A 13,536-nucleotide genomic window follows, 5' to 3' on the forward strand; every position below is an offset into this window, starting at 1 on the left:
CCGGGCGACCGCCCGTAGCACTTGCCCCGATCGAGCGTCAGGTGTTGACGCCGAGCTCGACCAGCCGCTCGACGCAGGATTCCTCGGCCTGGTCGAGTTCGGCCAGCGTCTCTTCGAGGTCGCGGCGCTTCTGGCGCAGGTCCTCGCGCTTCTCCTCGATGCGCTTGATCATCAGCTTGAGTTGACCGACTTCGCCGGGCGGCTCGCGATACATCTGGATGATCTCGCGGATCTCGTTGATCGAGAAGCCGAGCCGCTTGCCGCGCATGATCTGGCGAATGAGATGCCGGTCGGACGGCCGGAACAGCCGGGTGCGGCCACGGCGGACGGGCTGGACCAGCCCCTCGTCCTCGTAGAAGCGCAGCGTGCGCGTCGAAATGTCGAATTCTCGGGTCAGTTCGGTAATCGAGTAATATTCCCGCATCGTCTCTCCACCCGGCGGACGCCATCGCCCCGCCTCAAATTCATGCCGGGCACTAGCCGAGGCGACCATGCCGCGCGACTGGATCCGCGCAGCCAAGGGACCGTCACCGATCCCTTGCGGAGTCTGGCACGCGATTTACGTAAAAGTCAATCGAGCACAACTATCCCGGAGCGCCGCCGAGATGCAGCCACCAGGTGGCGAGACTGAGGAATGCCAGGAAGCCGATGACGTCGGTGATCATCGTCGTGAAGATCGATGACGAGATCGCCGGATCGGCGCCGAACTTGTCGAGCAGCAGCGGGATCAGGATGCCGCCGAGTGCCGCCGCCAGCATATTGAGGATCATCGCCGCTGCAATGACGAAGCCGAGGTCGGGATTGTGGAACCACAGGCCGGCAACGAGGCCGAGGATGGTCGCGATGATCGCGCCGTTGAGCAGGCCTACCATCACCTCGCGGCGAATAACGCGGCCGGCATTGTAGATGTCGAGGTCGCGGGTCGCGAGTGCGCGCACCGTCACCGTCATCGTCTGCGTGCCGGCATTGCCGCCGAGCGAGGCGACGATCGGCATCAGTGCCGCCAGTGCCACCATTTCCTCGATCGTCGCGCCGAACTGGCTGATGACAGATGCCGAGATGAAGGCGGTGCCGAGATTGACCAGCAGCCAAGGCACGCGCGAACGCGACGTCGCCGCCACCGTATCGGACAGCTCTTCGTCGCCGACACCGCCCATGCGCAGCAGATCTTCCTCGGCCTCCTGCTGGATGACGTCGACGACATCGTCGATGGTCAGCACGCCGACCAGACGCTCGTTCTCGTCGACGACGGCAGCGGAAAGCAGATCGTATTGCTCGAATTCGCGCGCCGCCTCTTCCTGGTCCATCGTCGCCGGAATGGCATGGCGCGTCTCGTGCATCACCTCTTCGATCTTGACCGCGCGCTTGGTGCGCAGGATCTGGTCGAGGTCGACGGCGCCGAGCAGCTTGAAGGTCGGGTCGATGACGAAGACCTGGCTGAAGCGGTCCGGCAGGTCCTTGTCGTCGCGCAGATAGTCGATCGTCTGGCCGATGCTCCAGAACGGTGGCACGGCGACGAACTCGGTCTGCATGCGCCGGCCGGCCGATTCCTCGGGATAGTCGAGCGAACGGCGCAGACGGATGCGTTCGGTGAACGGCAGCTGCGCCAGGATCTCGTCCTGGTCCTCGGTGTCGAGATCCTCGAGAATGTAGACCGCGTCGTCGGAATCGAGTTCCTGGACGGCCTGGGCGATCTGCTCGTTGGGCAGGTTGTCGACGATGTCGAGGCGGATCGCCTCGTCGACCTCGGTCAGCGCCGAGAAGTCGAAGTCCGAGCCCATCAGCTCGACAAGCGCCAGCCGCTGTTCCGGCAGCAGCGCCTCCAGCAGGTCACCAAGTTCGGACTGGTGCAGGACGGAGACGTCGCGCTTCAGCGTCAGCGTATCGCGGTCGGCGATCGCGGCCCCGATATGGGCCAGGAACGGCGCGAGAATCACCCCGTCATCGCCATAGATTTCGGCGCGGACAGCGTCAGCGGCGTCGGCGCCGTGGCTATGGTCGTGTCGGGCTTCCATCGGCGCTTCCCGCTTGCGGATTTCGGGATTCGAGGTGGGTTATCCCTAGCCCGCAAAGGGCCGGAATATCAAATGAAATACGGCCCGAACGCAGCACTTCCAACAGGCGGCGCGCGCCTGTCTCAATCAGGCCACATGATCGGCGGCGCAGTGGCCGTGATCGGCCAGAACCTCGATGATGCGGCAGTCGCAGATACGGCCGTGGCCGCACTCGTCGATCATGCGGGCAAGCTCGCCGCGCAGCCGCTTGAGCTTCTCGATGCGACGGTCGACCTCGAGCAGATGCGACTGGGCGATGCTGTCGGCCTGGTGGCAGGAGGCCTGCGGCTCCTGCGACATGGCAAGCAGTTCGCGGATGTGATCGACCTCGAAGCCGAGTTCACGGGCGTGACGGATGAAGTTCAGCCGGTCGATCTCGGTCTTGCCATAGCGACGTTGATTGCCCTCGGTGCGCGGCGGCGCGGCGATCAGCCCTATCTGTTCGTAGAAGCGGATCGTCGGCACTTTCACACCGGTTCGCCGCGCCAATTCGCCTATCGGCAGATTCATCGAAAAATCCTCTTGATCCTCTAGTGGCTAGAGATTCTAGCATCGTTTCATATAGGATTGAAAGGACCTGAAATGAACGACGCCAGCCACGGCAAGACACGCTTCCGCGTCGGCGGCATGGATTGCGCCTCTTGCGCAACCAAGATCGAAAACGCGGTCAGCCGCCTGCCCGGCATCACCGAGGTCGGCATTTCGGTGTCGGCCGGCACCATGATCGTCACCCATCAGGGCCCCGCGCCTTCCGCCGCCATCTCGAAGCAGGTGAAGGCACTTGGCTACTCGGTTGCCGAAGTGGGCGCAGCCAGGACCGCGGCACCGACGGCTCATGTCCACGAGCACGGCCCGAACTGCAGTCACGATCACGCCGGCCATAACCACAGCCATGGCGACCACGCCGGCCATGACCATGCAGGTCACAACCATTCCGGCCATAATCATGGCGACCATTCCGGACACGACCATGGCGCAGAGGCGGCGAACGTCGCCGGCACCGGCCATGATCATTTCGATCTCGACGACGGCCCGTGGTGGAAATCCCGCAAGGCCAAGCTCACCATCGCCTGCGGTGCAGCTCTTGTCGCCGCCTACGCTATCGGCCAATTCTTGCCGCAGATCGGGCACTGGGCCTTCCTGGCAGCACTTGCCGTCGGTCTGGTGCCTGTCGCCCGCCGCGCTTATGCCGGTGCGGTCACCGGCACGCCGTTCTCCATCGAGACCTTGATGACCATCGCCGCCGTCGGCGCGGTGTTCATCGGCGCGACCGAAGAAGCAACGATGGTCGTCTTGCTGTTCCTCATCGGCGAATTGCTCGAAGGCGTCGCCGCCCGCCGCGCCCGCGCCAGCATTCGTGGCCTTGCTGACCTCGTCCCCAAGACCGCCCTGGTCGAGGAAGGCGGCACGACGCGTGAAGTTGCCGCCGACACACTTCAGGTCGGCGCGATCATGCTGGTCCGGCCGGGCGACCGCGTTGCCGCCGACGGCACAATCGTCGAAGGATCGAGCACGCTCGACGAAGCCCCTGTCACAGGCGAGAGCGTGCCCAAGTCGAAGAGCGCGGGCGACGACGTCTTCGCCGGCACGATCAACACCGACGCGGTGCTGAGGGTCCGTGTCACCGCGGCTGCCGCCGACAACACCATTGCCCGCGTCATCAAGCTGGTCGAGGAGGCACAGGAGAGCAAGGCGCCGACCGAGCGCTTCATCGACAGTTTTTCGCGCTATTACACGCCCGCTGTCCTGGTCGTCGGCGCACTGGTCGCCATCCTGCCGCCTTTGGTTGCCGGCGGCGACTGGTCGGAGTGGATCTACAAGGGCCTCGCCATCCTGCTGATCGGCTGCCCCTGCGCGCTGGTCATCTCGACACCCGCCGCCATCGCCGCCGGCCTGTCCGCCGGCGCCCGCCGCGGCCTGCTGCTCAAGGGCGGCGCCGTGCTTGAGGGCATGCGCCGCGTCACGACGGTCGCGCTCGATAAGACCGGCACGCTGACCGAAGGCAAGCCGAAAGTCACCGACATCATCGGCATCGGCCTCTCCGAGGCCAATGTCCTGTCGCGCGCCGCCGCGTTGGAAACAGGCTCCAGCCATCCGCTGGCGCTGGCCATCCTCGGGCGCGCCAAGGCCGATGGCGTGCCAATACCACCGGCCACTGCCTCCAAGGCCATTGCCGGCAAGGGCGTGACAGCCAAGGTCGGCGGCGAGGAGGTTTTCCTCGCCTCCCCCAATGCTGCCGATGAGATGGCCGGGCTATCAGCCGAACAAAAGGCGCGGATTGCCGCCTTCAATGCCGACGGCAAGACGGTTTCGGTGCTTCTGGTCGACGGCAAGGTCGCCGGCATCCTCGCCATGCGCGACGAGCCGCGCACCGATTCAATTTCCGCCCTCGCCCGACTCAAGGACGATGGCATCGCCACAGTCATGCTGACCGGCGACAACGAAGCCACGGCCCGTGCCATCGGCAAGGGGCTGGGCATCAACGTCCGTGCCGGCCTGATGCCCGACGACAAGCAGCGCATCGTCCGCGAACTGCAGAAGCAGGGCCAGATTGTCGCCAAGGTTGGCGACGGCATCAACGACGCCCCTGCCCTGGCCGCGGCCGACTTCGGCATCGCCATGGGCGGCGGCACCGATGTCGCGCTCGAAACCGCCGATGCCGCGATCCTGCATGGCCGCGTCAGCGACATTCCCGACATGATCGCGCTGTCCAGAACGGTGATGGGCAACATCACCCAGAACATCACCATCGCGCTCGGCCTTAAGGCGGTGTTCCTGGTGACGACGATCATGGGCATCACTGGCCTGTGGCCCGCGATCCTCGCCGACACCGGCGCAACGGTGCTCGTCACCGCCAACGCCATGCGTCTTCTCGCGTGGCGCGGCCGCTGAGAAGACGCCCTCCCAGGACCTGCCCGGAGCCAAGCGACGGCTCCGGGCAACCGCGCAATCAACATCATTTTTTTTGGGCGGCTATCTCACGGCAGTTTTGACAAGCTTGCCGCCACCCCATAGGTTTGCCGAGAACCAGCAGTCGTCCGCTCCTATCGTTGGAGCAGGCCTTTCGCAAAGATCGGCACCAAGATGACCCCGGCAATCACGGCTCTGCTTCTGACAGTTTTTACCTTCTCCGCAGCCATTGCGGACGAGACAGACTTTCTCGACACCCTTTCCGGCAATTGGCATGGCTCGGGACAGGTGCGGCTGAACCCAGGCGCTGTGCCGCTTGCCGTCTCCTGCAGCCTCGATTCCCGTGCGAATGGCGCAGCCCTCAACCTTGCTGGCGCCTGTCGCGCAAAGGTCGTGTTCTCGCGTCGCATAGGGGTAGATCTGCGTGCCAGCGGGACTCGCTACACCGGCTCATATGTCGGTTCGAGGCGTGGTGCGGCCCGCCTTGTCGGTACGCGCACCGGCGCCACGCTCAATCTCCAGATCATATGGCCGGACAAAGGCACCGGTTCGCGCGTGGCAAGCATGCGTCTGGCAAGCGTGGGTACGGGGCATATGCAGATCGTCACGATCGAACCGCATCCCCAGACCGGAGAACAGGTCATGACCGCGAAAATCGAACTCACCCGGAACTAGGTCACGCCTGGCAGTCGATTATTGCAGGGCAGCTGCGGCATCGGTTGTGCGCTTGATACGACGCCCGGTGGTTGGGTGCGTTGCGCGCGACAATCGACTACAGCAAAGCCGCACAATCTTCTGTAAAATCATGGAAAAAGCCGGCTGACCCCGGTGAGGCTCAAGCTGTTGCATACTGGATGAAACAGTTCACTCAGATGATGGTAGTCATCTGAAAAGTGACTGGTGCGGTCGAGAAGACTCGAACTTCCACGGGTTGCCCCACAGCGACCTCAACGCTGCGCGTCTACCAATTCCGCCACGACCGCACTGTCACGAAGGGCCGGTCCGAACCGGCTCGCGGCATGTAGCAAATCGTTTCCGGGGAAACAAGCGCCCTGTGCGATATTCGTCCATCATTCTTGCATGCCCCAGGGGAAGTCGCCTGCTGCGGGCACCAATAGCCGGCTTTCCGGACCTGACCACTGGACGTTTTATCCCCAAGCCGCCATATCAGGTCGACGAACGGACCCCAAGAATGACCGAACGCAGCCTGATCGCCACGTCGTTTCTCGCCCTTCCCGGTTCAGCACCGGTCGAATGGCGAATCGAACCCGGTCTGACGCCCTATGATCAGGCGCTTGCCTTCATGGAGGAGCGCGCCGACGCGATTCGCCACGGCACATCAGGCGAGATGGTCTGGCTCGTCGAGCACCCGCCAATCTACACCGCCGGCACCAGCGCCCAGGAACAGGATCTTGTCGAACCCAACCGGTTTCCCGTCTTCAAGACCGGGCGGGGCGGCGAATACACCTATCACGGCCCCGGCCAGCGCGTGGCCTATGTCATGCTCGACCTCAAGCGTCGGCGCGAGGACGTCCGCGCCTTCGTCGCGGCACTCGAAGCCTGGATCATCTCGGCGCTTGCCGCCTTCAACGTGAAGGGCGAACGCCGCGAGGACCGCGTCGGCGTCTGGGTGGTTCGCCCCGACCGACCGGCCCTGCCCGACGGCTCGCCGGCGGAAGACAAGATCGCCGCCATCGGCATCCGCCTTCGCCGCTGGGTCAGCTTCCACGGCATTGCCATCAACGTCGAACCGGATCTCGGCCATTTCTCCGGCATCGTGCCGTGCGGCGTCACCGACCACGGCGTCACCAGCCTTGTCGACCTCGGCCTGCCGGTGACGATTGATGATCTCGATGTCGCGCTGAAAACTTCCTTCGAAGAGATATTCGGGCCGGCCGAAACCGCCGCGGCCCCTGTTCGGAAGACGGCCTGATGTCGCCTACCCGCGCGGTCCCTGAGGTCCGCGCCTTTGTTCCATCATTCGCGCCAGACGGCGCTTGCCTGATCTTTTCCGTCGCGGCGATTGCAGCCCGCACGGTGTCGGCATCGGGTTAACCCGGTGCCACATGTTTCATGGTTGGGAACCAGCGAGCGGTGCCCAACAGACGCCCCAATCAGAGTGCGCCGATCCACACAGCCATGGTGACGAGGAAGGTGCTCATGCAAACCATCGAAATGACATCCTGTACCAGCTCGGTCATCTGCTTGCTCCTGTTTTCTCTATGTTCGTAATTTGTTCTATTTTTGTTCAAATGTCAACGCGAGCCATTGCTTCCGGAGCTAACCAGTTGCCGCAAGCGATTCGACAGTAAATGAAGGGTTTATGCAGGCGAACGCAGGCCTTCGCCCGTTAACGAACAGGCGGCGGCACCATCAGCATCGGGAATGGCTTGCGCGAACCCTGCTCATAGTGGCGCTCGACGCCCTTGAACTCGATGACATGCTCGATGCCCATCATTCGTACCTCAGGGCTTCGACCGGATCGAGCGCAGCCGCCCGCCATGCCGGAAACAGTGTCGCCAAAAACGACAACACCAGCGCCATCAGCACCACCGAGACGGTCTCGCTGACATCCATCTTGGCCGGCAGCTGGGACAGGAAATAGAGCTCGGGGTTGAACAGCACGGTACCCGACAGCCAGGAGAAGAACTGCCTGATGCGCTCGACATTGAGGCAGATGACGACGCCGAGCAGTACGCCGGCAAGCGTGCCTGTCATGCCGATGGCAGCCCCCGTCATCAGGAAGATGCGCATCACCGCACCGCGCGTTGCGCCCATCGTGCGCAGGATGGCGATGTCGTGGCCCTTGTCCTTCACCAGCATGATCAGGCCGGAAATGATGTTCAGCGCCGCCACCAGCACGATCAGCGTCAGGATCATGAACATGACGTTGCGCTGGACCTGCAGCGCCGAGAAGAAGGTCTGGTTGCGCTGGCGCCAGTCGGTCAGGAAGACCGGCCGCTGTGCTGCCTCCTCCACCTTGGGCTCGATCGCGTCGACATCGTCGGGGTTGTCGAGAAAGACCTCGAGGCTCTACGCCTTGCCTTCCGAATTGAAGTACGTCTGCGCTTCAGACAACGGCAAGTAGACGATCGAACTGTCGTATTCCGACATGCCAACCTCGAAGATCGCTGTCACCGGATATCCGCTCAGGCGTGGCGTCGTGCCAAGTTGGCTGACATCGCCATCAGGCGCGATCACCGTGATGATGTCACCCAGCGCCAGGCCGTGATTCTTGGCCATGCGGCTGCCGATTGCGACGCCGCCGGCCGTATCGAAACCGGCGATCGAACCCTGCTTGATGTTGTTGGCAACGAGCGTGAGCTTGCCGAGATCCTCTCCGCGGATGCCGCGCACCAGCGCGCCGGAACCGGCGCCGACATTGCCGCGTGCAAGCACCTGGCCTTCGACCAGTGGAATGGCGTATTTGACGCCAGGAACGCCATTGATCCGCTTGGCAAGCTCGGCATAGTCCTCCAGCGGCAGATCGACCGGCGTGACGATGAGATGGCCGTTGATGCCAAGGATTCGCGACAGCAGCTCCGCCCGGAAACCGTTCAACACCGCCATCACGACGATCAGCGTGGCAACGCCCAGCATGATGCCGAGGAAGGAGATCGAGGCGATCACCGACACCATCGTTTCGTTGCGGCGCGAGCGCAGATAGCGCCACGCCACCATACGCTCGAAAGCCGAAAAAGGCCCGGCGCCTGCCGGCTTGGCTGTCACCGTCTGGCTCATGCGGCAACACCCGGGCGCTGAAGGGTGCTGGCCAACGGCACCGTTTCGCGCTCGACGCTCTGGCGGTTGATCTCGACCTCGCCGGCGGCAACACCGCGCAATCCGACGATGACCTGCCGGGGCAGGAAACAGCACGACAAACGCATGGGCTGGTCCGCAATTGAGGAACGACGCGCCGGAATCGGCGCACAGCTTCAGTGCAAAGGCTTCATAGCCATTTCATGGCGGAATGGAAACGTACGCGAGGCAAGCGCAGAGTGCCCGGTCATGCCTGGAACCCACAACGCGTGTTCGCCTGCCTTATGAGAGGCGGAACCGCGACCTGCTATTGAAGGCCGGAGATGTGAAGCGGACAAAAGCCCGCCTCCAAGACATCGTTGATGACAGAAAGGCAGCCCTACAACGGGACGATCTTGCCTTCGGAGAGCGTGACGCGGCGGTCCATACGCCCAGCCAGCTCGTGGTTGTGGGTGGCGATCAGCGCTGCCAGGCCCGATTGCCGCACCAGCGCCGATAGCGCGTCGAAGACATAGCTTGCCGTCACCGGATCGAGATTGCCGGTCGGCTCGTCGGCCAGCAAAACCAGCGGCGCATTGGCCACGGCGCGTGCAATCGCCACGCGCTGCTGTTCGCCGCCGGAGAGTTCGGACGGACGATGCTGGGCGCGCTTGCCGATCTTCATGTAGTCGAGCAGCTGAGCTGCCCGCTCGCTTGCCTGCTTGGGGCTCAGGCCCTTCACCAACTGTGGCATCATCACATTCTCAAGTGCCGAGAATTCGGGCAGCAGGTGATGGAACTGATAGACGAAACCGACGTCGTTGCGGCGGATAGCAGTGCGTTCGTCATCCGACAGCCGCCCGCAGGCGCGTCCGTTCAGGAAGACGTCGCCGGCATCGGGACGTTCGAGCAGCCCCGCCGTGTGTAGCAGCGTCGACTTGCCAGCACCTGACGGTGCCACCAGCGCCACCATCTCGCCGGGCTTCAGCGAGAAGCTGGCATTGTTGAGGATCGTCAGCTTGCGCGAACCCTGCTCATAGTGGCGCTCGACGCCCTTGAGCTCGATGACATGCTCGATGCCCATCATTCATACCTCAGGGCTTCGACCGGATCGAGCGCGGCCGCCCGCCATGCCGGAAACAACGTCGCCAAAAACGACAACACCAGTGCCATCAGCACCACCGAGACGGTTTCGCTGACATCCATCTTGGCCGGCAGCTGGGACAGGAAATAGAGCTCGGGGTTGAACAGCACCGTGCCCGACAGCCAGGAGAAGAACTGCCGGATGCGCTCGACATTGAGGCAGATGACGACGCCGAGCAAAACGCCGGCGAGCGTGCCCGTCATGCCGATGGCGGCCCCCGTCATCAGGAAGATGCGCATGATGGCACCGCGCGTCGCCCCCATCGTGCGCAGGATGGCGATGTCGTGGCCTTTGTCCTTCACCAGCATGATCAGGCCGGAGATGATGTTGAGCGCCGCCACCAGCACGATCAGCGTCAGGATCATGAACATGACGTTGCGCTCGACCTGCAAGGCCGAGAAGAAAGTCTGGTTGCGCTCGCGCCAGTCGGTCAGGAAGATCGGCCGCTGCGCCGCCTCCTCCACCTTGGGCTTCAGCGCGTCGACATTGTCCGGATTGTCGACATAGATCTCGATCGAGCCGACCTTGCCTTCGGAGTTGAAGTAAAGCTGCGCCTCGTTGAGCGGCATGAACACGATCGAGCTGTCATATTCCGACATGCCGACTTCGAAGATGCCCGTGATCGGATAGGCTTTTGCGCGCGGCGTAGTGCCCATCGGCGTCACGTCGCCGTCGGGCGAAATCAGCCGGATGGAATCGCCCAGCACCAGCCCCATGTTCTCGGCCATACGCTTGCCGATCACCACACCTTCGCCCTGGTCGAAACCGACGATCGAACCCTGCCTGATGTTGTTGGCAACCAAAGTCACCTTGCCGAGGTCGTCGCCCCTGATGCCGCGCACCAGCGCGCCGGAACCGGCGCCGACATTGCCCTGGGCCAGCACCTGACCCTCGACAAGGGGGATTGCGTATCTGACGCCGGCCACACCGTTGATGCGGTCTGCGACGGCGGCATAATCCTCAAGCGGCGTGTCGGTCGCGGTCACCACCAGATGGCCGTTGACGCCGAGGATGCGGGTCAGAAGCTCGGCGCGAAAGCCGTTCATGACAGCCATCACCACGATCAGCGTGGCAACGCCCAGCATGATGCCGAGGAAAGAGATCGAAGCGATGACGGAAATCACCGTCTCCTTGCGCTTCGAACGCAGGTAGCGCCAGGCCACCATGCGCTCGAACACCGAGAAAGGCCCAGCCCCCGCCGGCTTCGCCGTCACCGCCTGGTTCATGCGTTGGCGCCCAGCTTGGCCAGGGCTTCTGCTACCGGCAGCGTCAGGCGCTCGCCGGACTTGCGGTTCTTGATCTCGACTTCGCCGGCAGCAGCGCCACGCGGGCCGACGATCACCTGCCAGGGCAGGCCGATCAGGTCGGCGGTGGCGAACTTGCCGCCCGCGCGCTGGTCGGTATCGTCGTAGAGCACATCCTTGCCGGCCGCCTCGAACGCCTTGTAGAGCTCGTCGCAGACGCGGTCGCACTCAGCGTCGCCGACCTTCATGTTGATCAGGCCGATGTCGAACGGCGCCACGGCCTCAGGCCAGATGATGCCGTTCTCGTCGTGGCTTGCCTCGATGATCGCGGCGATCAGGCGGCTCGGGCCGATGCCGTAGGAGCCCATCGAGACGAAATGTTCCTTGCCGTCGGGGCCCATGACCTTGGCGCCCATCGGCTTGGAGTACTTCTCGCCGAAGTGGAAGATGTGGCCGACCTCGATGCCGCGCGCCGAAACCTTGTCGGCCTCGGGGACGGCGGCCCAGGCCGCCTCGTCATGCATCTCCTCGGTCGCCGCATAAGGCGCCGTCCACTGCTTGACGATGCCGTCCATCTCGCCGTCATTGGCGAAGTCGGTCTGAGCGCCTGGCACCGGCAGAGCGAGATAGTCGCGGTGGCAGAACACCTGGCTTTCGCCGGTTTCGGCCAGGATGATGAATTCGTGGCTCAGGTCGCCGCCGATCGGGCCTGTGTCAGCGCGCATCGGGATCGCCTGCAGGCCCATCCGCGTGAAGGTGCGCAGATACGAGACGAACATCCTGTTGTAGGCGGCCTTGGCGCCCTCGAAGTCGAGGTCGAAGGAGTAGGCGTCCTTCATCAGGAATTCGCGCGAACGCATCACACCGAAGCGCGGGCGCACCTCGTCGCGAAACTTCCACTGGATGTGGTAGAGGTTGAGCGGCAGGTCCTTGTAGGACTTGACGTAGGAGCGGAAGATTTCCGTTACCATCTCTTCATTGGTCGGGCCGAACAGCATGTCGCGCTCGTGCCGGTCCTTGATGCGCAGCATCTCCTTGCCGTAGTCGTCATAGCGGCCGCTTTCGCGCCACAGGTCGGCCGACTGGATGGTCGGCATCAGGATTTCGAGCGCCCCTGCCCGGTCCTGCTCCTCGCGCACGATGCGGCAGATCTTGTCGAGCACGCGCTTGCCCAGCGGCAGCCACGAGAAGCTGCCGGCCGCCTGCTGCCTGATCATGCCCGCACGCAGCATCAGCCGGTGGGAAATGATGTCCGCCTCGCGGGGATTCTCTTTCAGGATAGGCAGGAAATAGCGCGACAGACGCATCGAATGTTCCATGAAAACGGTGATGCCGGAATCGGCATGACAGGAGGCTTGCTTGAACGGGCTTCATAGCCATTTCAAGGCGGAATGAAAACCCGCGCATGCCGTTTCGACGCAGCGTCACATTGCGCTTTGTGGTTGATTGAAGGCATATGCCAATCAATTGTGCAATGCAGCACAGGATTGCCCGCCTGGAAGCAAAATTCCGCGTGACATTTCATTTCGGCTTGGTCTAATGTGCCCCGATAACCGAGAGGGCGGAGAAAAAATCCGCTCTCCTACGCGGTCAAAGTCTTGGGAGGATGCGATCTAGGCGCGATAACTCGCTGCCGCCGGCAACGGAAAGCAGATCGGACGCGTTTAAATTGCAAGGCTTCGTGCCTTGCATTTTTTTTGGGCAATCATCAGCTTATGCCGCTTCGCTAAGAAGCGACACTAACTGCGTTCCCTACCTCTTGGAATGCGTCAATTGATCTCGGGAATGAACTGCGGGAAGTCGTCGAAGCTGTAACCCAGCCCCTTGGTGACGAAATAGAACGCCCCGATCACCACAGCAGTAACCACAGTCGTCCACAGCATGGCGCGCAGCATGTGCGGTCCGCGCGGCGCGCTCGCCTCGGTGCCGAGCGTCACGTCACGGTCTTCGTCCTGGGTCTTCAGGCCAAAGGGCAGGATGGCAAACAAGGTCAGCCACCAGAAGACGAAATACATTGCAGCGAGTGATACCCAGGTCATACCTGCTCCAGTTCTACCAGCGTGCCCTGGAAATCCTTGGGGTGGAGAAACAGCACCGGCTTGCCGTGCGCCCCGATCTTCGGGTTGCCGTCGCCGAGCACCCGGGCGCCCGTCGCCTTGAGATGGTCGCGCGCCGCCAGGATGTCGTCAACCTCGTAGCAGACATGGTGCATGCCGCCCGACGGGCTCTTCGCCAGGAACGCCGCGATCGGCGAACCCTCGCCCAGTGGCTCGAGCAGTTCGATCTTGGTGTTGCCGACGTCGATGAAGACCACCGTCACGCCATGCTCCGGCAGCGGCTGCGGTGCGCCGACATTGGCGCCGAGCGTATCGCGATAGATCGCACTCGCCGCCGCAAGGTCGGGCACGGCAATCGCGACGTGGTTGAGACGTCCAAGCATGGTTCC

Annotated in this window: 12 protein-coding genes, 1 tRNA gene and 1 pseudogene; 3 read left to right on the forward strand and 11 right to left on the reverse strand. The window is 63.1% G+C overall.

The annotated features are described in order from the left end of the window. Positions 1-37 precede the first annotated feature (37 nt). The 3 genes from ACSQ3E_RS00830 to ACSQ3E_RS00840 form a co-directional block, all read right to left on the reverse strand. Positions 38-424, reverse strand: a complete 387-nt coding sequence (locus tag ACSQ3E_RS00830) for a MerR family transcriptional regulator (protein WP_055969316.1) — start codon at positions 422-424, stop codon at positions 38-40. A gap of 160 nt (positions 425-584) precedes the next feature. Next, the gene (mgtE, locus tag ACSQ3E_RS00835; protein ID WP_436121238.1) at positions 585-2,015 is read right to left on the reverse strand and encodes a magnesium transporter; all 1,431 of its coding nucleotides are present in this window, start codon (positions 2,013-2,015) and stop codon (positions 585-587) included. Positions 2,016-2,141: 126 nt separating this feature from the next. Continuing rightward, the gene (locus ACSQ3E_RS00840; protein ID WP_154383897.1) at positions 2,142-2,564 is read right to left on the reverse strand and encodes a MerR family transcriptional regulator; all 423 of its coding nucleotides are present in this window, start codon (positions 2,562-2,564) and stop codon (positions 2,142-2,144) included. A 72-nt stretch (positions 2,565-2,636) separates the two neighbouring features. Between ACSQ3E_RS00840 and ACSQ3E_RS00845 the strand changes: the two genes are divergently transcribed. Both ACSQ3E_RS00845 and ACSQ3E_RS00850 read left to right on the forward strand, forming a co-directional pair. Next, positions 2,637-4,946 carry a heavy metal translocating P-type ATPase gene (locus ACSQ3E_RS00845; protein ID WP_436121239.1) on the forward strand — a complete coding sequence of 770 codons (2,310 nt, stop codon included), beginning with the start codon at positions 2,637-2,639 and terminating at the stop codon, positions 4,944-4,946. 192 nt (positions 4,947-5,138) lie between these two features. Further along, positions 5,139-5,639 (forward strand): hypothetical protein, encoded by a 501-nt coding sequence (locus tag ACSQ3E_RS00850; RefSeq protein WP_436121240.1) that lies wholly within the window; start codon positions 5,139-5,141, stop codon positions 5,637-5,639. 223 nt (positions 5,640-5,862) lie between these two features. On the opposite strand, the gene ACSQ3E_RS00855 is transcribed toward ACSQ3E_RS00850, so the two are convergent. Beyond that, positions 5,863-5,947: transfer RNA gene (locus ACSQ3E_RS00855), tRNA-Leu, on the reverse strand. A gap of 209 nt (positions 5,948-6,156) precedes the next feature. Here ACSQ3E_RS00855 and lipB point away from each other — a divergent pair. Beyond that, a complete protein-coding gene (gene lipB, locus ACSQ3E_RS00860) occupies positions 6,157-6,897 on the forward strand; it encodes a lipoyl(octanoyl) transferase LipB (protein WP_436121241.1) in 741 nt (246 codons plus the stop codon). 521 nt (positions 6,898-7,418) lie between these two features. On the opposite strand, the pseudogene ACSQ3E_RS00865 reads toward lipB, so the two are convergent. The 7 genes and pseudogenes from ACSQ3E_RS00865 to mce form a co-directional block, all read right to left on the reverse strand. Next, positions 7,419-8,705, reverse strand: a pseudogene (locus tag ACSQ3E_RS00865) (lipoprotein-releasing ABC transporter permease subunit). Continuing rightward, complete coding sequence (locus ACSQ3E_RS00870; protein ID WP_436121242.1) at positions 8,702-8,851, reverse strand: hypothetical protein; 150 nt, start codon at positions 8,849-8,851, stop codon at positions 8,702-8,704. Before ACSQ3E_RS00870 ends, ACSQ3E_RS00865 begins: the two are co-directional and overlap by 4 nt. Positions 8,852-9,102: 251 nt before the next feature. Next, positions 9,103-9,786 carry an ABC transporter ATP-binding protein gene (locus ACSQ3E_RS00875; RefSeq protein WP_436121953.1) on the reverse strand — a complete coding sequence of 228 codons (684 nt, stop codon included), beginning with the start codon at positions 9,784-9,786 and terminating at the stop codon, positions 9,103-9,105. Continuing rightward, complete coding sequence (locus ACSQ3E_RS00880) at positions 9,786-11,072, reverse strand: lipoprotein-releasing ABC transporter permease subunit (protein WP_436121243.1); 1,287 nt, start codon at positions 11,070-11,072, stop codon at positions 9,786-9,788. The genes ACSQ3E_RS00875 and ACSQ3E_RS00880 overlap by 1 nt, the downstream gene beginning before the upstream one ends. Next, positions 11,069-12,397 (reverse strand): proline--tRNA ligase, encoded by a 1,329-nt coding sequence (gene proS, locus ACSQ3E_RS00885; protein WP_436121954.1) that lies wholly within the window; start codon positions 12,395-12,397, stop codon positions 11,069-11,071. The genes ACSQ3E_RS00880 and proS overlap by 4 nt, the downstream gene beginning before the upstream one ends. 462 nt (positions 12,398-12,859) lie before the next feature. After that, complete coding sequence (locus ACSQ3E_RS00890; protein ID WP_115731537.1) at positions 12,860-13,129, reverse strand: DUF1467 family protein; 270 nt, start codon at positions 13,127-13,129, stop codon at positions 12,860-12,862. Then, a complete protein-coding gene (gene mce, locus ACSQ3E_RS00895; protein WP_115731536.1) occupies positions 13,126-13,530 on the reverse strand; it encodes a methylmalonyl-CoA epimerase in 405 nt (134 codons plus the stop codon). The genes ACSQ3E_RS00890 and mce overlap by 4 nt, the downstream gene beginning before the upstream one ends. Between the last annotated feature and the right edge of the window lie 6 nt (positions 13,531-13,536).

Source organism: Aminobacter sp. LjRoot7 (genome assembly GCF_964252895.1).
In the GTDB taxonomy this organism is placed as follows: domain Bacteria; phylum Pseudomonadota; class Alphaproteobacteria; order Rhizobiales; family Rhizobiaceae; genus Aminobacter; species Aminobacter aminovorans_B.

Bases quoted from the DNA above. Each gene is read 5' to 3' on its own strand.
- ACSQ3E_RS00890 (WP_115731537.1), bottom strand. From the start codon at position 13,129: ATGACCTGGGTATCACTCGCTGCAATGTATTTCGTCTTCTGGTGGCTG.
- ACSQ3E_RS00830 (WP_055969316.1), bottom strand. From the start codon at position 424: ATGCGGGAATATTACTCGATTACCGAACTGACCCGAGAATTCGACATT.
- ACSQ3E_RS00850 (WP_436121240.1), top strand. From the start codon at position 5,139: ATGACCCCGGCAATCACGGCTCTGCTTCTGACAGTTTTTACCTTCTCC.
- mce (WP_115731536.1), bottom strand. From the start codon at position 13,530: ATGCTTGGACGTCTCAACCACGTCGCGATTGCCGTGCCCGACCTTGCG.
- lipB (WP_436121241.1), top strand. From the start codon at position 6,157: ATGACCGAACGCAGCCTGATCGCCACGTCGTTTCTCGCCCTTCCCGGT.
- ACSQ3E_RS00840 (WP_154383897.1), bottom strand. From the start codon at position 2,564: ATGAATCTGCCGATAGGCGAATTGGCGCGGCGAACCGGTGTGAAAGTG.
- ACSQ3E_RS00875 (WP_436121953.1), bottom strand. From the start codon at position 9,786: ATGGGCATCGAGCATGTCATCGAGCTCAAGGGCGTCGAGCGCCACTAT.
- ACSQ3E_RS00870 (WP_436121242.1), bottom strand. From the start codon at position 8,851: ATGCGTTTGTCGTGCTGTTTCCTGCCCCGGCAGGTCATCGTCGGATTG.
- ACSQ3E_RS00845 (WP_436121239.1), top strand. From the start codon at position 2,637: ATGAACGACGCCAGCCACGGCAAGACACGCTTCCGCGTCGGCGGCATG.
- proS (WP_436121954.1), bottom strand. From the start codon at position 12,397: ATGCGTCTGTCGCGCTATTTCCTGCCTATCCTGAAAGAGAATCCCCGC.
- ACSQ3E_RS00880 (WP_436121243.1), bottom strand. From the start codon at position 11,072: ATGAACCAGGCGGTGACGGCGAAGCCGGCGGGGGCTGGGCCTTTCTCG.
- mgtE (WP_436121238.1), bottom strand. From the start codon at position 2,015: ATGGAAGCCCGACACGACCATAGCCACGGCGCCGACGCCGCTGACGCT.